Origin of the sequence: Gibbsiella greigii (genome assembly GCF_039540155.1) — a bacterium.
GTDB lineage: Bacteria > Pseudomonadota > Gammaproteobacteria > Enterobacterales > Enterobacteriaceae > Gibbsiella > Gibbsiella quercinecans.
The window spans coordinates 13,553-34,351 of record NZ_BAABEM010000008.1; the positions used below are offsets into that span (position 1 = coordinate 13,553).

At 60.4% G+C, this 20,799-nt stretch carries 23 protein-coding genes; 3 read left to right on the forward strand and 20 right to left on the reverse strand.

From position 1 onward, the window contains the following. Positions 1-20: 20 nt before the first annotated feature. The 8 genes from AC559G_RS08465 to AC559G_RS08500 are packed head-to-tail and all read right to left on the reverse strand — an operon-like array spanning position 21 to position 7,412. Positions 21-1,733: an AMP-binding protein gene (locus tag AC559G_RS08465; protein ID WP_498912204.1), complete on the reverse strand. Its 1,713-nt coding sequence runs from the start codon at positions 1,731-1,733 to the stop codon at positions 21-23. Beyond that, a complete protein-coding gene (locus AC559G_RS08470; RefSeq protein ID WP_498912205.1) occupies positions 1,714-2,994 on the reverse strand; it encodes an MSMEG_0569 family flavin-dependent oxidoreductase in 1,281 nt (426 codons plus the stop codon). Before AC559G_RS08470 ends, AC559G_RS08465 begins: the two co-directional genes overlap by 20 nt. A 17-nt stretch (positions 2,995-3,011) precedes the next feature. Next, positions 3,012-3,302 (reverse strand): MSMEG_0570 family nitrogen starvation response protein, encoded by a 291-nt coding sequence (locus tag AC559G_RS08475; protein ID WP_095848336.1) that lies wholly within the window; start codon positions 3,300-3,302, stop codon positions 3,012-3,014. A 15-nt stretch (positions 3,303-3,317) separates the two neighbouring features. Next, a complete protein-coding gene (locus AC559G_RS08480; RefSeq protein ID WP_498912206.1) occupies positions 3,318-4,274 on the reverse strand; it encodes a sll0787 family AIR synthase-like protein in 957 nt (318 codons plus the stop codon). Continuing rightward, on the reverse strand, positions 4,274-4,834 hold the full coding sequence (locus tag AC559G_RS08485) for a lysophospholipid acyltransferase family protein (RefSeq protein ID WP_498912207.1): 561 nt from the start codon (positions 4,832-4,834) through the stop codon (positions 4,274-4,276). Before AC559G_RS08485 ends, AC559G_RS08480 begins: the two co-directional genes overlap by 1 nt. An 11-nt stretch (positions 4,835-4,845) precedes the next feature. After that, on the reverse strand, positions 4,846-5,955 hold the full coding sequence (locus tag AC559G_RS08490) for an MSMEG_0568 family radical SAM protein (RefSeq protein WP_498912420.1): 1,110 nt from the start codon (positions 5,953-5,955) through the stop codon (positions 4,846-4,848). Next, the gene (locus AC559G_RS08495; RefSeq protein WP_498912208.1) at positions 5,915-6,916 is read right to left on the reverse strand and encodes a Nit6803 family nitriliase; all 1,002 of its coding nucleotides are present in this window, start codon (positions 6,914-6,916) and stop codon (positions 5,915-5,917) included. Before AC559G_RS08495 ends, AC559G_RS08490 begins: the two co-directional genes overlap by 41 nt. Before the next feature lie 13 nt (positions 6,917-6,929). Beyond that, positions 6,930-7,412 carry an MSMEG_0572/Sll0783 family nitrogen starvation response protein gene (locus AC559G_RS08500; RefSeq protein WP_279028468.1) on the reverse strand — a complete coding sequence of 161 codons (483 nt, stop codon included), beginning with the start codon at positions 7,410-7,412 and terminating at the stop codon, positions 6,930-6,932. A 406-nt stretch (positions 7,413-7,818) separates the two neighbouring features. Between AC559G_RS08500 and AC559G_RS08505 the strand changes: the two genes are divergently transcribed. Further along, positions 7,819-9,222: an aminotransferase-like domain-containing protein gene (locus AC559G_RS08505; RefSeq protein ID WP_498912210.1), complete on the forward strand. Its 1,404-nt coding sequence runs from the start codon at positions 7,819-7,821 to the stop codon at positions 9,220-9,222. A 10-nt stretch (positions 9,223-9,232) separates the two neighbouring features. Here AC559G_RS08505 and AC559G_RS08510 read toward each other — a convergent pair whose 3' ends face one another. Continuing rightward, positions 9,233-10,933 carry a sugar phosphorylase gene (locus AC559G_RS08510; protein ID WP_498912211.1) on the reverse strand — a complete coding sequence of 567 codons (1,701 nt, stop codon included), beginning with the start codon at positions 10,931-10,933 and terminating at the stop codon, positions 9,233-9,235. A 255-nt stretch (positions 10,934-11,188) separates the two neighbouring features. Here AC559G_RS08510 and AC559G_RS08515 point away from each other — a divergent pair, with 255 nt between their 5' ends. Beyond that, positions 11,189-11,611 carry a DoxX family protein gene (locus AC559G_RS08515; RefSeq protein ID WP_438599341.1) on the forward strand — a complete coding sequence of 141 codons (423 nt, stop codon included), beginning with the start codon at positions 11,189-11,191 and terminating at the stop codon, positions 11,609-11,611. 118 nt (positions 11,612-11,729) lie between these two features. Here AC559G_RS08515 and AC559G_RS08520 read toward each other — a convergent pair whose 3' ends face one another. Continuing rightward, on the reverse strand, positions 11,730-12,524 hold the full coding sequence (locus AC559G_RS08520) for an SDR family NAD(P)-dependent oxidoreductase (RefSeq protein WP_498912212.1): 795 nt from the start codon (positions 12,522-12,524) through the stop codon (positions 11,730-11,732). Between the two features lie 273 nt (positions 12,525-12,797). Here AC559G_RS08520 and AC559G_RS08525 point away from each other — a divergent pair, with 273 nt between their 5' ends. Further along, complete coding sequence (locus AC559G_RS08525) at positions 12,798-13,712, forward strand: LysR family transcriptional regulator (protein ID WP_498912213.1); 915 nt, start codon at positions 12,798-12,800, stop codon at positions 13,710-13,712. A 108-nt stretch (positions 13,713-13,820) separates the two neighbouring features. Here the strand turns inward: AC559G_RS08525 and ureG are convergent, their stop codons facing one another. From ureG to AC559G_RS08575, 10 genes are all read right to left on the reverse strand, one after another. Then, a complete protein-coding gene (gene ureG, locus AC559G_RS08530) occupies positions 13,821-14,438 on the reverse strand; it encodes an urease accessory protein UreG (protein ID WP_498912214.1) in 618 nt (205 codons plus the stop codon). Between the two features lie 8 nt (positions 14,439-14,446). Further along, complete coding sequence (locus tag AC559G_RS08535) at positions 14,447-15,121, reverse strand: urease accessory protein UreF (protein ID WP_498912215.1); 675 nt, start codon at positions 15,119-15,121, stop codon at positions 14,447-14,449. Beyond that, positions 15,118-15,660 carry a HupE/UreJ family protein gene (locus tag AC559G_RS08540; protein ID WP_498912216.1) on the reverse strand — a complete coding sequence of 181 codons (543 nt, stop codon included), beginning with the start codon at positions 15,658-15,660 and terminating at the stop codon, positions 15,118-15,120. The genes AC559G_RS08535 and AC559G_RS08540 overlap by 4 nt, the downstream gene beginning before the upstream one ends. A gap of 15 nt (positions 15,661-15,675) precedes the next feature. Beyond that, positions 15,676-16,146, reverse strand: a complete 471-nt coding sequence (ureE, locus tag AC559G_RS08545) for an urease accessory protein UreE (RefSeq protein WP_498912217.1) — start codon at positions 16,144-16,146, stop codon at positions 15,676-15,678. A gap of 9 nt (positions 16,147-16,155) precedes the next feature. Then, on the reverse strand, positions 16,156-17,859 hold the full coding sequence (ureC, locus tag AC559G_RS08550) for an urease subunit alpha (protein WP_498912218.1): 1,704 nt from the start codon (positions 17,857-17,859) through the stop codon (positions 16,156-16,158). Beyond that, positions 17,856-18,167: an urease subunit beta gene (locus AC559G_RS08555; protein ID WP_095848319.1), complete on the reverse strand. Its 312-nt coding sequence runs from the start codon at positions 18,165-18,167 to the stop codon at positions 17,856-17,858. The genes ureC and AC559G_RS08555 overlap by 4 nt, the downstream gene beginning before the upstream one ends. A gap of 10 nt (positions 18,168-18,177) precedes the next feature. Further along, the gene (locus AC559G_RS08560; RefSeq protein ID WP_121554670.1) at positions 18,178-18,480 is read right to left on the reverse strand and encodes an urease subunit gamma; all 303 of its coding nucleotides are present in this window, start codon (positions 18,478-18,480) and stop codon (positions 18,178-18,180) included. 12 nt (positions 18,481-18,492) lie between these two features. After that, positions 18,493-19,323, reverse strand: a complete 831-nt coding sequence (locus tag AC559G_RS08565) for an urease accessory protein UreD (protein ID WP_498912219.1) — start codon at positions 19,321-19,323, stop codon at positions 18,493-18,495. A gap of 81 nt (positions 19,324-19,404) precedes the next feature. Continuing rightward, on the reverse strand, positions 19,405-20,136 hold the full coding sequence (locus AC559G_RS08570; protein WP_121554672.1) for an amino acid ABC transporter ATP-binding protein: 732 nt from the start codon (positions 20,134-20,136) through the stop codon (positions 19,405-19,407). Then, entirely contained in the window at positions 20,133-20,789 is a 657-nt protein-coding gene (locus AC559G_RS08575) for an amino acid ABC transporter permease (protein ID WP_498912220.1), read from the reverse strand. The genes AC559G_RS08570 and AC559G_RS08575 overlap by 4 nt, the downstream gene beginning before the upstream one ends. Positions 20,790-20,799 lie beyond the last annotated feature (10 nt).

Genomic DNA, 20,799 nt, shown 5'->3' on the forward strand with positions numbered 1-20,799 from the left:
CGCTAGCCCAATGCCCTCCCTCATCCCCGACTCGCCAATTGCTTGCGCACCACTTTGCCGGAAAAGGTGCGCGGCAACGCAACCACAAAATAGATATGCCGGGGCAGTGCATGCCGGCCGCAACTGGCCACGATCCGTTGCCGTACGCGCTGTTTCAACTGGTGCATATCGCGGCCCGCATCAAACGACGTCACCAGATACAGGCTCACCATTTGCCCCAGCAGGCGATGGGCGATGCCAACCGCCGCCGCTTCCGAGACGCCGTCGATCGCCAACACCGCACGCTCAACCTCAACGGTCGATAGCCGCTTACCGCCGACATTGATCACATCATCCATTCTGCCCAGCACGGTGATCGCCCCCTGCGCGTTGCGCACCGCACGATCGTGGGTGGAATACAGCCATCGCCCCAGCTCTCGCCGCCAGTAGCGTTGATCATGTTCAACGTCGTCCTGCCACAGCGTGCTCATGCCGCCAGGCCCCAGCGTATCGCGGATCACCAATGTGCCGGGCACGCCGTCGGCGCAGGGTTCGCCAGTGATATCGTCCAGCACCTCAACGTCACGCGGCGATACCGGGCGCAGTTGGCCGCCTGCTCCGGTCAGGATCGGCCAGCCGGTTTCCGTTTGCCAATAGTGATCTTCCACCTTGATGCCGGTGACGGCGGCCACCCACTGCCGCGTAGGCTCATCCAACGGTTCGCCGGCAAGATAGATTGCACGCAGGCTGCGCAGATCGGCGCGGGGCGCCCCTTGTTGCCGGGCAATACGCATCGCACCGGGTACCGTCAGCATACGGGTGATGCCCAACTGTTCCACCCATTGCCACCAGCGAGCGCCGGGCTTATTCAGCGCACTGGCTTCCACCATCACGGTGGTCAGGCCCGCTAACAGCGGTGCATACACGCCGTAACTATGCCCGGTCACCCAACCTACATCGGCACTGGTGAAAAAGATCTCGTCCTCGCCCAATTGAAAGATGTTGCGTATCGAAGCCAACAGCGCCACCGCATAGCCACCGGTGTCGCGCACCACGCCTTTGGGCTCCCCGGTGGTGCCCGAGGTATATAGCAGATGCGAGGGCGCGTCCGCCGGCAGCCAACAACACGGCACGGTGCGGCCTAGCGCACGCTGGCGCTGTTGCTGAAAATGAGCGGAGCCCACGTCAATCAACGGGCAGCGATAGCCGCTGCTGCACAACGCCTGCGTCAGGTGTGCGGCGCAGGGTTGTTCGCGCTGCCCGGCGTAAGTGACGATGGCTTTCGGCTGGCTGGCCCGGATACGCTGGGCTAACGGTTCATGAGTTAGCCCGGAATAAACCACCACATGCACCGCGCCCAGGCGGCAGCAGGCCAACATCGCGATCGCCGCCTGCGGGATCATCGGCAGGCAAATCAACACCCGGTCCCCTTTTCCCACCCCTTGCTGGCGCAGCATCCACGCCATAGCCTGCACTTCCTGGTGCAGTTCGCGGTAGCTCAACGCCGTGATCTGCCCGGCATAATCGCAGTGCAAAATCGCCGTTTTGTCGCCGCGTGCCGCCAGGTGGCGATCCAGCGCGTTGTGGCAAAGGTTGGTGGTGCCGCCCACAAACCAGCGGCTGCGCGGGCCGTGGCCCTGATAGGCCGCCACCTGTTGGTACGGAGTGTGCCAGTCAAGCGCCTCGGCCTGCTGGCGCCAATAGGCCTCGCGGAAGCGATGCCGATCCGGTGTTTCAACGCAGCGCATAATCATTCGCCACCGCCTGCGAGTTACCCGCCGTTGCACCGCCGCTGCGTTCGGCGATGTGCCCGGCCAGATGTTGCGCATCTTCCCCCACACCTTCAAAGCGCCCGGAGCCCCAGGTCCATAGCCACGGCAGCCCCAGGAAATACAGCCCTGGCACCACCGAGCGGCCACGCTGATGCAGTGGGTAGCCCCGTTCATCAAATGCCGGCAGGTCGATCCAACTGAAATCAGTGGTGAACCCCACCGCCCAGATGATGCTGGTGATGTTGGCCTGTTGCAGATCAATCTCCGTCGGTGGGTTTTCCGGCTGCCAAAGCGGTTGATAGCGCGGCTCGCTCGGGGCATCGATCCCCTGCGCGCTAATCCATTCATCGATGCTGTCTTTGATTTTTTGCGACGTGGCGTCAGCGCCGTCCAGGTTTTTCGCCAGATCGTCGGCGGTGATCAGTTTGCCGTCGCGCAAATCGAGCAGCCGCCCATAGAGCTGCATTCCCTGCAAGGCAAAGGCGCGCAGATCGATATCGCGCCCGCCGTCGCGGCCGGTAACGTAGTGGTTGGTTTTGCGCCGGGCGTCCTCGCCCAACGGATGATCGTCAACGGTGAGTTTGTAGTGCCCCATATCCTCCAGCCAGGCCACCACATCCCGCCCGCGGTAAAAGCGCGATACCCGAGGCGCGCTGCCGACGCACAGGTGCACCTTGCGCCCGCTCAGGTGTAGATCCTCGGCAATCTGCGCGCCAGATTGCGCAGAACCGACCACCAGCACCTCACCGGCCGGCAGTTGCTCCGCCGATTTATAATTGGCCGAATGCACCTGCACGATGCCCGCCGGCAGGCGCGCGGCGATCGCCGGGAAGCGCGGCCGGTGGTAATTCCCCACCGCGATCACCACCTGGCCGGCATAATAGTTGCCGGCGCTGGTGTGCAGCAGGTAGCCATCGCTATGCTGGCTAACGCGCATAACGCTAATGCCTTCACGCAACGGGGCATTAAAACTGTCGGCATAACGCTGGACGTAATCAATAATCTGATCTTTCACCATAAAGCCGTCTGGATCGTCGCCGTCGTACGGGAAGCCCGGCAGCTTGCACTGCCAGTTCGGCGTCACCAGGCAAAAGTTATCCCAGCGCTGTTCGCGCCAGGCCCACGCCAACTGGTGCCGTTCCAAAATAACGTGATCGATATGGCGCTGCGTCAGGCAATAGCTCATGGCCAGCCCGGCCTGGCCGCCCCCCACAATAACGACTGGAAATTGATTGCGTTGCATGCTGTTTCCCACCTGATTCATTGCCCGATCACCGTAATTTTCTCAACCACTACCGGATCGGTAGCGGCGAACTGTTGTGCCTTCTGCCCAATGGCGCGGGACTGATCCATCGCGCTGGAGCAGGCATAGCCGAATTTGGCGGCAACGCGTGCACTGGCCTCATCCAGCGCGGTTTGTGCGGCGAGCACAAACGCCTCCACCGTGTAGGTGTGGTTAACGATCAAATGTTTTTCGATGGCGGTAGACGGCGAATAACAGTTCTCTTTGCTGCCGTCTGGCCAACACACGACAAAATTCATTGCAGGCATAGTCACCTCCTGAAGTTATCGGCCCATGCCGGTTAATGGCTGGGTATGCAAATCCCAAAAACAGCCACGCTCGCCGTTATATGCAACGGTCAGGCGCCGCGAATCATCAAAGGTTCCAATCGCTGCCGCAGTAATCCCGGCCTGGGTGAAACGGGCGATAACCGCTTCCGCCTGCTGCGCTTCGGTGGCCAACAGGTAGCCAAAGCTTGGGAAAGCGCACAGCCACTCTTGCCAACCGCACGCCGCAGGTTTGGGCACTGCGGCCAGATCCACCGTTGCCCCCACCTGCGCGCTTTCCATCATCATCACCAGCGTGCCCAGCAGGCCGGCCTGGCTGATGTCTTTGGCGCCGATCACCCGCTGCTCCTCTGCCAGCGCGGGCAACAGCGCCAGCGCCCGGCGCAGTGCCGCCGGCTCGGCAGCGGTGGCAGCATCCCAGTTCAACCCCGGCGGGTGCCAGCGCCCCGCCAGATTGATGGCGGCGATCAGCGTTAGCCCGGGCGTGACCGCAAAGCTGCTCAACACCCGCCGGGCGTGCCCCAGCACCGCCACCGCCAGTTGCGCCTGGTTGCTACGCAGGTTGGTGTGCCCGCCGACAATCGGCACCTGAAACGCCCGCGATGCCGCCGCCATGCCCTGCAAAATCTGTTCGGCCTTGTCGTCCTGTCTGCTCCATAGCGCATTGACCACCGCCTGCGGCCGCCCGCCCATGGCGGCGATATCGCTCAGGTTCACCATCACGCCGCACCAGCCGGCAAACCAAGGGTCCTGTTCCACAAAGCCATTGATAAAGCCTTCCATTGCCAGCAGGCTGAAGCCGTCTGCGGTGGGCAACACCGCGCAATCGTCGCCGTTCGGGTGGCCGGCCAGCGGCCAGGCTTGTTGCAACGCGGCGGCCACCTGCTGGATATCGCTTTTGTGCGCAATGCCGCTGTGCTGGCGCACCGCCGTAAGCAGTTCCGGCAATTCCATCAGGCCACCCTCATCATCAGCGGCGCCAGCTCCGCCGGCACTCGCGGCAGGCGGGCGTTAAGCACCATGCCACTAAGCGGATCGTGGCAGGGAGGGTAATGGGCCAGATCGGCCTGCATAAAGGCATGAGGCAGGCCGCGCAAGGTCACCGTATCCAGCGTGTGCCAGTGCATACGCCGGAACAGCGGCTCGTTCTGTTGCTGAACGTGCGCGTAGAATTCCCGGCAGCCGAGCGCGTGGGCACTGCTGACCGCCAGGCGGATTAGCATCGGCCCGAGCTGGCCCTGGCGGCGAAAGCGGTCGTCAACCGCCAGCCGCGAACCGAACCACACGCCCGGCTGCGGCTGGTGAATACGCACCGTGCCCACTACTTCTTCATGCCAGACGGCAAGGGTGCCCAGCGCCACCAGCAGGTGGGCCTGTTCGTCGATGTCATCCAGATCGTGCTGTTCAAACAGACCCTGTTCCTGGCAAAACACCCGTTGGCGCAAGGCGTAGGCCTGCCGGCGTTCCCACGGCAGGGTGACCCATTTGATGGTGTATTCGGCATAATCGGGCATTTTGCGCCTCCTCAGGCGACCGCCTGTTCAAAACTCGACAGGGATGAACAGGCGCCGCAGCGGCCGCACCCGGCTTTGATATCGCTTGAACGCAGTTGCCCTTCGCGCAGCATGCGCCCCAGCGGTTCGAGGATGGACGCCATAAACGCGGTGCTGGGCGCCGGGTGGTGCTCCAGCGGCGTGCCGCTGATTGGCACAAACGGCACCACGAACGGGTAAACGCCCAGCGCGATCAGCCGTTCCGAAATCGCCAGAATGGCTTCAGGCGTGTCGCCCATGCCGGCCAGAATATAGGTGCTGACCTGCCCGCGGCCAAAAACGGCCACCGCCTGCTCAAAGGCCACCATATATTGTTCGATGGTCACCTGGGCCTTGCCGGGCATAATCCGCGCGCGCACCTCCGGCGTTACTGCTTCCAGGTGCATGCCGAGCGCGTCGATCCCCGCTTCTTTCATGCGGGTGAACCACACCGGGTCGCCCGGGGGTTCGCACTGCCCCTGCAACGGCAAATCCACCACGGCCTTGATCGCCTGCGCGCTTTCCACCAGTAGGCGCGCACCGCGATCGCTGCCTGAAGGCGTGCCGGTGGTCATCACCATGTGCTTCACGCCGTCCAGCTCAACCGCCGCTTTGGCCACCTCAGCCAACTGCTGCGGGGTTTTGTGGGCGATGGTGCGACCGGCGGCCAGCGATTGGCCGATGGCGCAAAACTGGCAGGCTTTGCGCCGGTTTTCATAACGGATACAGGTTTGCAGTACCGTGGTGGCCAGCACATCGGTGCCGTGCAGCGTGGCGATGTGCGAGTACGGGATGCCGTCTGCGGTTTGTAAATCATAGAACCGCGGCTTATGGGCAAAGGTGATGTCCCGCACCGGGATCTGGTTTTTCAATAACGTGGTTTTGCCCTGTTCGGCATGCTTCACCTGCCATGCCGAATGGCGCGCGGTTTGGGTGTAGATCGGCACCATGACCGTTACGCCGTCGATAGTGACCGCCTGATGATCCGAAGGGCCGGCGCCGCCGTGGCGGCTCACATGCTGTTCCGACGGATTCACCACATTCACGCCCTGCGTCAGCAGTTCAGTAATCAGTTGTTGTCTGGACAGGCTCGGCGTCGTCATCATTTTCTCCTTCACGGGCAGGTTCGTTATAGCTGGGCACCACATAGCGCGCCGAGCGGTCGTCAAGCCGCAGGCTCAATAATTCCGGCCGGGCGTAATGCCCCACCGAATCCATCATGCGTTTACGTTTGGTGATCAGGCGCATATCCAGATCGGCGATCAGGATCCCTTCCCCCTCCGTCAGCGGCGGCACCACGTGGCGCCCTTCCGGCGAGATAATGGCGGTGTTGCACCCGCCGCGCAGCCCTTTCTGCAACGCCGGATCGGGCGTCAGCTCTTCAATCTGAGCCTCGGTCAGCCAGCCGGTGGCGTTAATCACAAAGCAGCCGGATTCCAGCGCGTGGTGGCGAATGGTCACATCCATCTGTTCCGCAAAGATCGGCCCGACCAGCGAGCCGGGGAACTGGCTGCAATGGATCTCTTCGTGCTGGGTCATCAGGCTGTAACGCGCCAGCGGGTTGTAGTGCTCCCAGCAGGCCAGCGCGCCGACGCGCCCAACGGCGGTATCGACGACTTTCAGCCCGGCGCCATCACCCTGCCCCCAGATCATGCGTTCATGGTAGGTCGGGGTGATTTTGCGCCGTTTGAGCACCAGTTTGCCGCTGGCATCGAAAACCAACTGGGTGTTATACAACGTGCCGCCATCGCGCTCATTAACGCCCAGCACCACGACGATCTCTCGCAGCCGCGCCCGCTCACCCACCGCCTGGGTAATCGGCCCGGGCACCTGGACCGCCTCATCGTAAAGCCGCAGGTGGGCCGCGCCGGCGGTCATCGCCGGGGTGATAAAAGAGAAATAGGGGTAATAAGGGACAAAGGTCTCCGGGAAGACCACGATTTCCGCCCCCTGCGCCGCTGCCTGATCGATGGCGTCCAGAACCCGGGCCAGCGTTTTGCTGGCCGCGTGCAGATCTGGCGCGATCTGAACCGCAGCCGCACGTACCGTACGTGACTGAGCCATCTCGCGCCTCCGGTTACATAGTCCAGGTGTCGATGATCAGCGCATTGTCACGCGTATGCAGCAGCTTGAGATCCAGCACATCCAGCGGGTTGATAGGCCGGATGCCTTCAATCAGCGAAGGTTCGCCATGGCCGTACAGCGCCTGCAGCGCAAAGCGGCAGGCATAGACCTTGCCCCCTTCCGCCATAAACTTGGTCAGCTGATTGTTGTAGTTCTGGTGGCCGGGAAACGCCTCGGCGCCCAGCGTAGGGAAACCGCGCTGCACCCCCAGCGTCACCCCCGGGCCGTAAAGCAGGATCGAGGTTTCAAAACCTTTGCGCAGCAGGCGGGTGGCCTGCAGCATATTGACGAAGCCGATCGAGCCTTCAAACGCCACGGTGTGGAACGTCACCAGGGCTTTCTGGCCCGGCTCCGCCTTCACGTCTTCAAAAACTTTTTCTTCATAGTCGACCAGGAAATCACCGGTCTTATGAGCAGGTAAAGTTACTTTTGGCATGGTGTGCTCCGCATTGTCTCAGTTATAGGTGAGAAGCCGGTGGCTCCCCATTACGATGCATTTCGCCAATGGTGCGATAACGCGACGTAATCACTGGAGCAAGGGGCGTGCCAGCACAAAAATCGCCGATGCAATCATTAGCGAATCATCGGCGCAATATCCCGGCAAAAAAATTTACTTTCACCGTTTTGCATTCACAATAAATACACAATCGATCACTTGGCACTCCATGCACGCACTTATTTGATGCTTAAATGCACTATTAATGCGCACAATTAAAATCAACACCCAATCATTAATGCAATCAATACAACAATGATTGCATCACGGGTATTTTTCACACTACAGTGTCAGCGTTCCCGTTAACCCTGCCGCGGGCGGCGGCGTCAAAAAGGGCTGTAAAATCATGATCGACCCTATTTATGAGCGTTGGGCGGCCTATCTTCGCCAGCAAACCCAGCGGCCGGCATACCTGCTGATTGCCGATTTGATCGCCGACGGTGTGAAAAGCGGCGAATTCCAGGCGCGCGATCGCCTGCCGCCGCTGCGCGATTTAGCGGTGGCGCTGGCGTTGAACTACACCACGGTAACGCGTGGCTACGCCGAAGCCAGAAAGCGCGGCCTGATTGATTCGCGCCCCGGCATGGGCAGCTTTATCCGCGGCAAGGTCCCGGCGATCCCGCTAAGCAGCGGCAGCAGTTACGATATGACCATGAACTCGCCGATTGAGCCTGAAGCGCCGGATGTGACCGACGCGATTCGCCAGGGCGCGCTGAATCTGTTCGCGCACCAAGATATGTATAGCCTGCTGCGCTATCAGGATTTCGGCGGAACGGTGAATGACAAAGAGGCGGCGATGATCTGGCTGGGCAAGCGCCTGCCGCAGTTGGATGCCGACGAGGTGTTAGTGTGCCCCGGCATTCACAGCGTGCTGGTAGGGCTGGCGACGCTGCTGGGCCGCAAAGGCGGCACGATCTGCGTAGGCAGCCTGATTTACCCGGGGCTGAAGGCAATCGCCAGCCAGTTGAATATCCCGCTGCACGCGCTGGAGTGCGACGGCGACGGCCCGCTGCCGCGCGCATTCGAGAACCAATGCCAGTTGGGCAACGTCAGCGCGCTGTATCTGAACCCCACCATCCACAACCCCACTACGCTGACGGTACCGCTGCGCCGCCGTGAGTCACTGGCGGATATCGCGCTGCGCTACAGCGTGCCGATTATTGAAGACGATGCCTACGCCGCACTGCCCGAACACCACGTCACCCCGTTTGCCGAATTGGTGCCGGAGCTGACCTGGTATATCACCGGGCTGTCGAAATGCTTCGGCGCCGGGCTGCGCATCGCCTACGTGAAAGGGCCGGGCAAACGCTCTACCCAGTTGCTAGCCGGCGCCCTGCGGGCGTTAACCGTGATGTCCAGCCCGGTCACCAATGCGCTGGCCAGCCAATGGATTGGCGATGGCACCGCCGATAAAGTGTTGGCGGCGATTCGCCAGGAAGCGGCGCTCCGCCAGAAACTGGCCGCCAAATACCTGCATAAGTTCCATTATCAGGCGGATCCTCATGGTTTTCACCTGTGGCTGCATCTGCCCAAACAGTTGCACTGGAACCCGTCCGACGTGGCGATCCGGCTGCGGGAGCACCGCGTGAGCGCGGTTTCCAGCGCGGCGTTCTGCACCGACAACAATCCGCCGGCCGCGCTGCGGTTGTGCCTGGGCGGCGCCTACAGCCGCCAACTGTGCGAAGACAACCTGGCGACGGTGGCCGATCTAATGGAATACCCGGAGCACTTTACCAGCGGCGCGCTGTAGGCACGGGCGTTTAGCCGCCCTCATGCTTGATCCACACGGCCTGCCACGGCCGCAGCACCAGGGCGCCGTCGAACGCCGTCAGGGTGATCAGCTCAATGCCCGGCAGCGGCAGTTGCAGCCGCTGCGCATGGCTGCTGATGTTCACTACGCAGCTAATGCGCTCGCCGCTGCGTGCGTCGGAGCGTTCAATGCCGAACAGCGCGTCGCCCAGCTTTAATACTCTTTGCGTGGCCTGCGGTGAAAACGCCGGCTGCGTGCGGCGGCAATAAATCAGGTGGCGCAGGCGGTGGAAAACCTCGGCGCGCAGGGTGCCCGGTGTTAACAAGGCGCTTTCCAACGGTTTCAGCGCCAGCTTTTCGCGGTTGATGCGGCGGTTGATACCGGAGCGTTCCACGCCGGCCAGATCGTTTTCGCTGCCCAACAGGCTGTGATAGTACAAGGCGGGCACGCCGCGAAAGGCCAGCAGTATCGACTGAGCGGCAAGAAACTTATCCGCCTTGGTGGCGATATCATCATCCGGATCGGTGATCGCATCCAGATAGTTGATGTTCAGCTCATACGGCGATTTGCTGCCGTCGGCGTTACTGCGCCAGGAGATACGCCCCTTGCGGCGCTCCACTTCGGTGACCAGGAACGCCCGTTCGGTGTCGTCCAGCAGGTTTTCCGTCGGCCGCAGGCCTATGCCGTCGTGGCTGGCCAGGAAGTTAAAGAAGGTGGTGTTTGGCGGGTGAACTTCTGAACTCAGTTGCGTGGCCCAGGCATTCAGCCAGCGCGAATCCTGGCGCAAAAACGCGTGCAGCGTCAGCGGCGGCAGCGGGAACTGATACACCATATGCGCTTCATCGCCGTTGCCGAAATAGCGGATATTTTCATTGTGCGGAACGTTGGTTTCGGTGATCAGGCGGCAGCCAGTATTGGCGCGATCGAGGATCAAGCGCCACAGTTTGATAATCTGATGCACTTCCGGCAAATGGATGCAGGGCGTGCCCGCCGCCTTCCAGATAAACCCGATGGCATCAAGGCGGATCGAGCGCCCGCCGGTGGTGGCATACTGCAGCAGCACGTCGATGCTTTCCAGCAACACTGCCGGCTCACGGAAGTTAATGTCGATCTGGTCTTCGCTGAAGGAGGTCCAGACATACACGCGTTGCTGGTCCGCTTTCACATAAGGCGTGAGCAGCGGCAAGGCGCGCGGGCGCATCACATAATGGTAATCGGCCTGCGGATCGGCTTCGATAAAGTAGTTCTGGTATTTTTCTTCGCCTTTCAGGTAGCCCTGGAACCACACGCTGGCGCTGGAAACGTGGTTTATCACGCAGTCGAACATCAGGTCGAAGTGTTGGTTCAACGCCCGGATATCCGACCAATCGCCCAGTTCCGGGTTAATGCGCCGGTAATCGACCACGCTGAAGCCGTCGTCGGACGTCCACGGGAACATCGGTAGCAAGTGAATATCGCTGATCAGCCCCTGCAACCAGCGATCGGCGAACTGTTTCAGCACCGCTAGCGGTTTTTGCTCTTCCTGGAGCAGGCTGTCACCGTAGGTGATTAGATAAACTGTTTTTTCGTCAATCGGTTGTGCCAATTGCCCGGCGGTGCGCTGCCACTTTTCCAGCAGCCCCCGAATTCCCTCGATTAACCGCGCATGCTGCTCGGCAGGATACAGCTTGTTTAACGCCTGCTGGAGTTGCTGGACAAAATCTGAGCTCATCACTTACCACCTTTGGGTTGGCCGTCACTTTTGTACCCTTCTCTTTATAAACGTTCGGCGCTGTGATGCAAATTCGGCGCGCTTATTTTCCACAGAGGAAAAACAGCATGTTGTAATGCCTTCCCCTTGGCGAACCCTCACTTTTTCCACGAGATTACCGTTACCACGCTGCTCTGCCCAGCGGATGGGTTAAGGTATATACTCTCCTGAAAACCCCGCTCGTCAGTCACTTAAGTTTAAACAGGACAGGTCAAAATGAACGTATCTTTGAACCGTTGGCTAGACAAACCCGATCTGGGAAAATTGCTGCTGCGCGTATCGTTCGGCGCCATGATGCTGTTTCACGGCGTGCATAAACTGTTATACGGCATCAATAGCATCATCGGCATGGTGGTGCACCATGGTATGCCATCGTTTGTGGCTTATGGCGTTTTTGCGGGGGAAATTATCGTTCCTCTGATGTTTATTTTCGGCATTCTGGTGCGGCCCGCCGCATTGATTTTCTGTGCAACCATGCTATTCGCCTGGTTGATCACCCAGCCCGGCATTATTTTCACGCTCACCAAGGTTGGGGGCTGGGGGCTTGAGGAGATCGCGGTTTATTTCTTTGCCGGCCTGGCGATCGCGCTGCTGGGGTGTGGGCGCTACAGCATCATGAAAAACCCGAACTGGCGGTAGGCTGTTTCTCACGGTAGCCACCGGTTGGCGGCTACCGTATCAATGCAGCATAAGAGCGGCGGCATCGGGCAGAACAGCGGCGCAGCCATTGCCCGGCACCACGGCTGGTTACCTTCGATCAGACGATATCGTCAATCACACCGCCATCCACCCGCAGCGCCGCGCCCGAGGTTGCCGAAGCCTGACGCGAGCAGACATAGACCACCATATTGGCCACCTCTTCCACCGAAGCCGCACGCTGAATAACCGAGCTGGGCCGGTTGGCCATCACGAATTCACGCGCAAGGGTTTCAAGTGATTTGCCGGTGCGCGCCACCTCTTCCGCCATCATTTCGGCAAAACCATCGGAAATGGTCGGCCCCGGCAGAACGCTATTCACCGTTACCCCGCTGCCCGCCACACGCTTGGCCAACCCGCGCGATAACGCCAACTGCGCGGTTTTGGTCACGCCATAATGGACCATATCGGCCGGGATGTTGCACGCCGACTCCGATGAAATAAACACCACCCGGCCCCAGCCTTTATCGACCATCGCCGGCAGTAACGCCCGCGCCAGCCGCACGCCGGACATCACGTTGGTTTGCCAATAGCGCTCCCAGGTAGCGTCATCGGTAGCAAAAAAGTCCTGCGGGCTGTAGATCCCCGCGTTATTGACCAGAATATCCACGCTGGGCAAGGCGGCTATCAATTGGTCTGCGCCGGCGCCAGTGCTTAGATCGGCCGCGATGCCGCTAACCTGCGCCTGCGGATACAAGGCGAGCAGTTTGTTTTTCGCCTTGGCCATGCTGCCGGCACTGCGGCCATTGAGTAACACACTGGCACCGGACTCGGCCAGCCCCTGGGCAATCGCCAGCCCAATGCCCGCAGTAGAGGCGGTGATCAATGCAGTTTTGCCGGAGAGATCGATTTTCATATGCGGTACTCCATCAGTGAATCATCACGCGGCGCTGCTGCGCCGCGTTTTAGCGTGATAAAAGAGGGGCGCCTTGTGCGGCAAACGCCTTGGCAATCGCCTGCCCCAGGCCGGAACTGCCGCCAACGACCAAAACTTGTTGCCTGGTAAGACTGGTATGCATGATCTTTCCCTCTTAAAAAAGGATGAAAAATCATTCTTGCTGATGTGTTATACGATTAAAATGGAAAATATCAGGAATAACTGTTTCCATTATGTTGAGAATACGCTGCGATGAACCTGATTGATGATCTGCCCGGCCTGATCGTATTTGAACGCACCGCGTCTTTGGGCAGCTTTACCGCCGCCGCCCATGAGCTTGGCGTATCGCTGTCGGTGGTCAGTAAGCGGCTGGCCAATTTTGAGCAACGGTTAGGCGTGCATTTGCTGAACAGAAGCACACGCCGGCTATCGCTCACCGACGAAGGGCGGCAGTTGTTAACCCACGCGGTGCGGATCATTGCCGAGTTAAAGCGCGCCCAAGAGACGCTGCGCCGCCAAAGCGAGGACGTCTCGGGGGTGCTAAAAATCACCGCGCCCAATGGCTTTGGCCGGCGGCGGCTGGTGCCCTTGCTGGCAAGCTTCCGTGCGTTACATCCGCAATTGCAAATTCAGCTGCAGCTCAGCGATAACGTGCTGGATTTGATATCAAACGGCTTCGATCTGGCGCTGCGCTATGGCGAGCTGCCGGATTCCAGCCTGATCGCGCGTACCTTGGCCCCCAATCGGCGCGTGTTGTGCGCTTCGCCGGCCTATTTGCGGCGCTACGGCCAGCCACGGAGCCTGGCGGATCTGCCCAACCATGACTGCATACATATCGGTGCCGCTGCGCTAGCCGAATGGCGCTTCGATGATGAGCAAGCCGTGCGCTTCACCGCCCGCACGGTGTGCAACGACGGCGAAGCGGCCCATGCCATGGCGCTGGCGGGCATGGGCATTGTGCTGAAGTCGTTTCTGGATGTGGCGGACGATCTGGCCGATGGCGCACTCATCCAAGTGCTGCCACAACACGCTGAATCCGCTGCCCCGCTCAACGCAGTTTACCCACGCGGGCACCAGGTGACGCCAAGGCTGCGCGCCTTTATTGATTATATCGCCGGGCAGTTGGCGAGTGAAAAGCGCCGGCAACGGCATGATTACACAAGATAAAACGAATACGTGAAGGCAAGACGATAATGGGTTGGCATAGCTGAACGCTTGCGTAAGTGACAGGATCACCGGCATGCTGCCAGGCCCCAACGGGGGCCTGGTAAAGCCTCACTCAGCCAACATGCCCTGGTGCTCAATAAAAGCAATGATGTTCTCCAACCCTTCGCCTTTCTTCAGGTTAGCGAAGGTCCAGGGTTTGCCGGCGCGCATCCGCTCGGTGTCGCTTTGCATTACCGCCAACGAAGCGCCGACGTATGGCGCCAGATCGATTTTATTAATCACCAGGAAATCGGAACGGGTAATGCCCGGCCCGCCTTTGCGTGGGATTTTTTCACCTTCGGCCACGTCAATCACATAGATGGTGAGATCGGCCAGCTCCGGGCTGAAGGTGGCGCTCAGGTTATCGCCGCCGCTTTCCACAAAGATAATGTCGAGATTGCCGAATTTCCGGCTAAGATCTTCCACCGCAGCCAGGTTCATCGAGGCATCTTCACGGATCGCCGTATGCGGGCAACCGCCGGTTTCCACGCCAATAATGCGCTCCGGTTCCAGCGCGCCGGCTTCGGTCAGGATGCGTTGGTCTTCCTTGGTATAAATATCATTGGTGACCACCGCCAACTGATAGCGTTCGCGCATCGCTTTGCACAGCACTTCCAGCAGCGCCGTTTTGCCCGAACCGACCGGGCCGCCCACGCCAATACGCAGTGGTTGTTTGTAGTTCTGCATGACTGCTCCTAAGAACGAAATAATCGGGTATGTTGGTTTTCATGGCGCGAAGAGGCGATGGCGACCAGCGGCAGGCTGCCGCCCAGTTCGTCATCGCTCAGGGCCAGCGCCAGCGGCAACTGCTGCGCCAGTACTTCGCTCAGATCCGCCAGCAATGATTGCGCCGCCTGCTGCCCGAAAGGCACCAGCTTCACGCCTGCCATCACCGCGCTCTCCAGCGCGCTGTAGCCCAAAGACAGTAGCAAGGCGTCAGCGGGGATTTGCCAGCAATAACCGGCCCATGCCAGCCCGCCGCTTTGGCTCAGGCCAAGCGCACCCTGCCAGGCCGGCGGTGGCGACAGTTGCAGCCCCGCCAGCACACGCGCCATCGCCGCGCCGCGCTGCTGCTCTTCAGTGCGCAACTCCGCCGTTTCGCGGCAGGCCAATAAAAAGCGCGACCAGTCAGCGAAGCGCTCGACATCCTGCGCGGCGCAGGCGTTATACAGCCGCAGCAACAGCGGCAAATCCTGGCGGATCAACACTTGCTCGATCTGCAACTGTTGCCACTGGCGAAACTGCGCCGCGCTGGTGACCCATTCGGCCTCCACCGCCCACTCCAGCCCCTGCGAATAGGTAAAACCGCCGACCGGCAGCGAGGCACTGCTCAATTGCAGCAGGCGCAGCTGTTGCAGCGGCGTTATCATCCGGCCAGCACCACCGCGGCGGCGGCCAGCCAGCCGCTGCCGGCGATTTTACGCAGCGCAGGATGGCGGCGCAGTTGCACACCGGCGGCATAACCGGCCAGCAACAAGGCACTGCTAGTGGCCATAAAGCCGGCGGTAAACAGCCAGAAACCGTCGGCGGCGCCTTCGGCACCGTGCGCCCAACCATGCGCCAGCGCCAATACCGGCATCAGCCAGGCGCCGCGCCCGGTGAAGGCGGCAAAAATCATCGCCCCCGCCGCCAGTACGGAAAGCGCAATCAGCATTTCCATCCCGCTGAACGCCCCCAGCGCGCGGCCCACCAGAGCCCCCACCAGCATCGCCGCCAGCGTGGCGAAGATAAAGCTGCGCGGGCGTTGCCCCAGTGCCGCAATAATGCCTGCGCCGGTCAGCATCAGCAGGTGATCCAACCCCGTCAGCGGGTGCAATAACCCGGCGCTCAGGCTTTCCGGCCCGTGGCCAGGGTGCGCCAGCGCAGGCCCGGCAACCAACAGCAATAACAACGGCAAACCATATTTCATCTTCTTTCTCCGCGATCAGTGGTGGTGATGGTGGTGGTGCGAGTGGGAATGGGCGTGCGAACCGGTTTCATACGCACCGGGCACCGGCTCAAAAGGCGCCTGCTCGCTGTTGACGATAAGCCCCAGGCCGATCAGCATGTCGTCCAGCACGTGATCGTGCAAATAAGCGACGCGCCCGGCTTCAATCTGCAACGGCACATGGCGGTTCCCCAGGTGATAACAGGCAATCGCCAGTTTGAGCGGATCGCCGCAGCGCGCGACGGAAACCGTCTCCGGCGCGGCTTCGATCCGCACCACGTGCTCGCCGCTGTCGTCACAAAGAATGTCGCCGCCACGCAGCATCGAGCCGCGTTCAAGCTGCAACCCGGCCTCGCGACCGTCTTCCAGTGTGATGCGTGCCCGGCTTTTCAGCCGAGTGTCGAAATCAAGCATGGCGGTGGCGTTAACGTTGGCCCCGGTCGCCAGCTTGCGGGTAAGAAAAAGCATTGTTCCTCCTTAAAACAAAAAATAACGCTGCGCCATCGGCAACTCGCTTAATGGTTCACAGGCCAGCAGTTGGCCGTCGGCACGCACTTCATAGGTTTGCGCGTCAACCTGAATGTCGGGGGTGAGATCGTTATGCACCATATCGGATTTCCGCACCCCGCGGCAGTTCTTCGCCTCGCCAATCAGGCTTTTCAGGCCCAGTTGGCCGGGCAATTCATTGCGCAGTGCGCGGGTTGGCAAAAAGGTCATGCGGGTGGCATGGCGCGCATCGCCCAGCGTGCCAAACATCGGCCGATAGTGCACCGGCTGCGGCGTGGGGATCGAGGCATTGATATCGCCCATCAGCGCATAGGCAATCATCCCGCCCTTGACGATCAGCGCCGGTTTCACGCCAAAGAAGGCCGGGCTCCACAGCACCAGATCCGCCAGTTTGCCCGGCTCAATCGAGCCGACTTCGTGCGCGATGCCATGGGTAATCGCCGGGTTGATGGTGTATTTGGCGATGTAGCGCTTAACGCGGAAATTGTCTTTCTCTTCACTGTCGCCGGGCAACGGCCCACGCTGCAGCTTCATTTTGTGCGCCACTTGCCAGGTGCGCATGATCACTTCGCCAACGCGCCCCATCGCCTGGGAATCCGACGAGGTCATGGAAAACGCCCCGATGTCATGCAGAATATCCTCGGCGGCGATGGTTTCCCGCCGGATACGCGACTCGGCAAAGGCGATATCTTCAGCAATGCCGGCATCCAGGTGGTGGCACACCATCAGCATATCGAGGTGCTCATCAACGGTGTTGACCGTGTAAGGCAGCGTCGGGTTGGTGGAGGATGGCAGAATATTGGCGAAGGCGCAGGCGCGAATGATATCCGGCGCATGGCCGCCGCCGGCCCCTTCGGTATGGAAGGTGTGAATCGTGCGATCGCCTATTGCCTTGAGCGTATCCTCAACAAAACCCGCTTCATTGAGGGTGTCGGTGTGGATCGCCACCTGCACGTCTTCTTCTTCTGCCACCTGCAGGCAGCTGTCGATGGCCGCCGGGGTTGACCCCCAGTCTTCATGCAGCTTCAGGCCGATCACGCCCGCGTCGATCTGTTCACGCAGCGCTTCGTGGCTGGAGGTGTTGCCTTTACCGAGCAGGCCGACGTTCACCGGCAGGGTGTCGGCCGCCTGCAGCATGCGGGTGATATTCCAGCGCCCCGGCGTGCAGGTGGTGGCGTTGGTGCCGGTCGCCGGGCCGGTACCGCCGCCGATCATGGTCGTTACGCCAGAGGTGATTGCCTCAACCGCCTGCTGCGGGCAGATGAAGTGAATATGGGCATCAATGCCGCCTGCGGTGACGATCTTACCTTCCGCCGCGATAATCTCGGTACCTGCGCCAATCGGCACCGTGACGCCGGGCTGAATGTCGGGGTTGCCGGCTTTACCAATCAACGCGATGCGGCCGTTCTTGATGCCGATGTCGGCTTTGACGATGCCCCAGTGATCGACAATCAGCGCGTTGGTCAGCACCACGTCCATCGATTCGGCATCCGGCATTTGCCCCTGGCCCATGCCGTCGCGGATCACTTTGCCGCCGCCGAATTTCACTTCTTCCCCGTAAACGGTGTAATCCTGCTCAACTTCTATCCACAGCGCCGTGTCGGCCAGCCGCACGCGATCGCCAGTGGTCGGCCCAAACATTTCCGCATAGGCCTGGCGGGAAATTTTGCTCATGAATCCAACTCCCCCTGAATATCGCCGCGAAAGCCGCGAATAATGCGCTGGCCCACGACTGGGATCAGCGCCACTTCGCGCGCCTGGCCCGGTTCGAAACGCACGGCGGTGCCGGCCGCGATATCCAGCCGATAGCCACGCGTTTTTGCACGGTCAAACACCAATGCCGGGTTCACTTCGTAAAAATGGTAGTGTGAGCCCACCTGGATCGGCCGGTCGCCGTGGTTCTCAACCGTCACCCATATCGCGCTACGGCCGGCGTTGAGTTCAATCTCGCCGGCGGCCACCCTGATTTCACCTGGGATCATACTGTTCTCCTCAGATAATCGGATCGTGGACGGTCACCAGTTTGGTGCCGTCCGGGAATGTCGCTTCAACCTGCACGTCGCTTATCATCTCCGGCACGCCTTCCATAACCTGCTCGCGGGCCAGCACGTGGCGCCCTTCTTCCATCAGCTCCGCCACCGTTTTGCCGTCGCGCGCGCCTTCCATGATCGCGGCGCTAATCAACGCCACCGCCTCTGGGTAGTTCAGCTTCAGCCCGCGCGCCAGCCGGCGCTCCGCCACCAGCGCAGCGGTAAACAGCAGCAGTTTGTCTTTCTCTCGGGGTGTCAGCTCCATACTCTTTCCTTTTCAGGTTGACCATATTCGGGGGTTAACGGCGCCTAGCCCAATCACCTGCGGGCGGGCAAGGCGCCACAGTTGGTGCAGATCCGCTTCCAGCGACAGATTGCTGTGATCCAGCAGGCGGATAACCATTAATTTATCCAGCAGCGTGGCGCCGGCCGGATGTTGCCGCTGCGCCAGGTGCGCACGCACCTCATCCAGCAGGGCTTCGCCGGCGGGATAAAGCAGCATCGTGCTGTGGAAGGGGTAACCGGCCAAGGTAGCCAGGCCGCCGCTGACGCGCAGCGTTTCGTTCAGCAACGGCTCGCCGCCGCACCACACCTGTAGCTTGCTCACGGCATTGCCGCAATCATAGCGCTCTTTCATTACCGGGCGGCCGAAGCAGAAGGTTTCCCAGGCAATCAGCCGGGAATCAGCGGCCAAATGAAATTCACTGCGGATACGCGCTTCGGTGCCGGGAAAGAAAATATTGCCAGGCGGCAGCCACTCTACGGCGCAACCGGATTGCAGCGTAACACATTGATTAATTGCGGCGATAGCGCCATTGCTGCGATAAATTTTCGCCGCGCCCGGCATGGTGATCAGGGCGCCCGCCTGCTCCGACAGTTGGACGTCGATCGCCAGTTGGTCGCCCCCCACTACCCCGCCCGGCGGGTGCAATAAGTAAAGGTGGCTAGTGTGGCCTTCGGGGTAAAATGGCCGCTGCACCCGCAGCGGGCCGAAGTGGCGTTGATGCGTTAACACGGTCTTGCCGGCTTTTTGGGCAAGCCGCAGCGCCAGTTGCGCCTGCCAGCCGGCTTCGGTGGTTTCAGTTTGTCGTTGCGCATCGCGCTTCACAATGGAATATCCCTTTTATCAGCATCAGGCAGGGTAACGGGCCCATCGGCGGGCCGCCCCCCCGCCACGCGCTGATTTTCATCAGGCCAGAAACTGCCGCAGTTCGGCAGTGCGTGGCGCGGTAAACAATTCATCAGGGGCGCCGATTTCATGAACCCGCCCTTGGTGCATAAACACCACGCGATCGCTCACCCTGCGCGCAAAATTCATCTCGTGGGTTACCATAATAATGGTCATGCCATCTTTTGCCAGTGATTCAATTACCTGCAGCACTTCCCCCACCAGTTCAGGATCAAGCGCCGAGGTAATTTCATCACATAACAGGATTTCCGGGTTCATGGCCAGCGAACGGGCGATGGCCACGCGCTGCTGTTGCCCCCCGGAAAGCTGATCCGGCCACTGTTCGAATTTATCGGCAAGCCCCACACGCTCTAGCAAACGCCGTGCCACTCTTTCCGCTTCCGCCGGTTGCTGTTTTTTCACCAACGTCGGCGCCAGCATGACGTTACGCCCAACGGTCAAATGTGGAAACAGATTAAAGCTTTGGAAAATCATGCCGACGTTTTGCCGCAGCTCGCGCAAAGCCGCCGCATCATGATGCAGCACCGGCTGGCCGTCGATCTTCAACGTACCCTGCTCGAAGGTTTCCAGACCATTGATGCAGCGCAGCAGCGTGCTCTTTCCCGAGCCGCTTTTGCCGATGATGCAAACCACTTCCTGGCGTTTAATTTGCAAATCGATCCCTTTCAACACTGGGTTTTCACCGAAACGTTTGTGCAGGCCGTTGATATCAACCAGGGCAAAATCCGTCATTTAGCTATCCTCCGCGAAAGACTGTGTTCCAGACGTCTGCTCCACAGCGATAACGGGAAGCAGAGGGAAAAATAGAATAAAGCGACGCTGCCGTAGACCAAAAACGGCGAAAACGTGACGTTGGTGATGATCTGGCCCGAGCGCGTCAACTCAACAAAGCCAATCACCGAAGCCAGCGCCGTGGATTTCACCGCCTGCACCATAAAGCCCACGGTGGGTGCAACGGCGATTTTCAACGCCTGCGGCAAAATGATGTGGCGCAGCTGTTCCATAAACGTGAGCGCCAGGCTGGTGCCGGCTTCCCACTGCTGGCGCGGGATCGAACGCACCGCGCCATACCAGATCTCGGTTAAATACGCGCTGGCGTAAACGGTCAGGCACAGGCTGGCGGCCATCAACGGCGAGGTTTCCACGCCGAATAGCGCCAGACCGAAGTAGCAAATAAACAGCTGCATCAGCAGCGGAATGCCCTGAAACAGCTGAATATAGATCCGCACCGCGCGCGCGGCGCCGGGCAGCGCCGACAGGCGCAGAATCAACAGCGCCCCGCCCAACGCCCCGCCGCCGGCGAAGGCGATCAGCGACAGGCCCACCGTCCAGCGCAACGCCAGTAATAAGTTGCGATAGATATCCCAGGTCGTGAATTCACTCACTGGCATCTCC

Coding starts and splice junctions, on each gene's coding strand:
- AC559G_RS08465 (WP_498912204.1), bottom strand. CDS start 1,733: ATGATTATGCGCTGCGTTGAAACACCGGATCGGCATCGCTTCCGCGAG.
- AC559G_RS08470 (WP_498912205.1), bottom strand. CDS start 2,994: ATGCAACGCAATCAATTTCCAGTCGTTATTGTGGGGGGCGGCCAGGCC.
- AC559G_RS08475 (WP_095848336.1), bottom strand. CDS start 3,302: ATGCCTGCAATGAATTTTGTCGTGTGTTGGCCAGACGGCAGCAAAGAG.
- AC559G_RS08480 (WP_498912206.1), bottom strand. CDS start 4,274: ATGGAATTGCCGGAACTGCTTACGGCGGTGCGCCAGCACAGCGGCATT.
- AC559G_RS08485 (WP_498912207.1), bottom strand. CDS start 4,834: ATGCCCGATTATGCCGAATACACCATCAAATGGGTCACCCTGCCGTGG.
- AC559G_RS08490 (WP_498912420.1), bottom strand. CDS start 5,955: ATGACGACGCCGAGCCTGTCCAGACAACAACTGATTACTGAACTGCTG.
- AC559G_RS08495 (WP_498912208.1), bottom strand. CDS start 6,916: ATGGCTCAGTCACGTACGGTACGTGCGGCTGCGGTTCAGATCGCGCCA.
- AC559G_RS08500 (WP_279028468.1), bottom strand. CDS start 7,412: ATGCCAAAAGTAACTTTACCTGCTCATAAGACCGGTGATTTCCTGGTC.
- AC559G_RS08505 (WP_498912210.1), top strand. CDS start 7,819: ATGATCGACCCTATTTATGAGCGTTGGGCGGCCTATCTTCGCCAGCAA.
- AC559G_RS08510 (WP_498912211.1), bottom strand. CDS start 10,933: ATGAGCTCAGATTTTGTCCAGCAACTCCAGCAGGCGTTAAACAAGCTG.
- AC559G_RS08515 (WP_438599341.1), top strand. CDS start 11,189: ATGAACGTATCTTTGAACCGTTGGCTAGACAAACCCGATCTGGGAAAA.
- AC559G_RS08520 (WP_498912212.1), bottom strand. CDS start 12,524: ATGAAAATCGATCTCTCCGGCAAAACTGCATTGATCACCGCCTCTACT.
- AC559G_RS08525 (WP_498912213.1), top strand. CDS start 12,798: ATGAACCTGATTGATGATCTGCCCGGCCTGATCGTATTTGAACGCACC.
- ureG (WP_498912214.1), bottom strand. CDS start 14,438: ATGCAGAACTACAAACAACCACTGCGTATTGGCGTGGGCGGCCCGGTC.
- AC559G_RS08535 (WP_498912215.1), bottom strand. CDS start 15,121: ATGATAACGCCGCTGCAACAGCTGCGCCTGCTGCAATTGAGCAGTGCC.
- AC559G_RS08540 (WP_498912216.1), bottom strand. CDS start 15,660: ATGAAATATGGTTTGCCGTTGTTATTGCTGTTGGTTGCCGGGCCTGCG.
- ureE (WP_498912217.1), bottom strand. CDS start 16,146: ATGCTTTTTCTTACCCGCAAGCTGGCGACCGGGGCCAACGTTAACGCC.
- ureC (WP_498912218.1), bottom strand. CDS start 17,859: ATGAGCAAAATTTCCCGCCAGGCCTATGCGGAAATGTTTGGGCCGACC.
- AC559G_RS08555 (WP_095848319.1), bottom strand. CDS start 18,167: ATGATCCCAGGTGAAATCAGGGTGGCCGCCGGCGAGATTGAACTCAAC.
- AC559G_RS08560 (WP_121554670.1), bottom strand. CDS start 18,480: ATGGAGCTGACACCCCGAGAGAAAGACAAACTGCTGCTGTTTACCGCT.
- AC559G_RS08570 (WP_121554672.1), bottom strand. CDS start 20,136: ATGACGGATTTTGCCCTGGTTGATATCAACGGCCTGCACAAACGTTTC.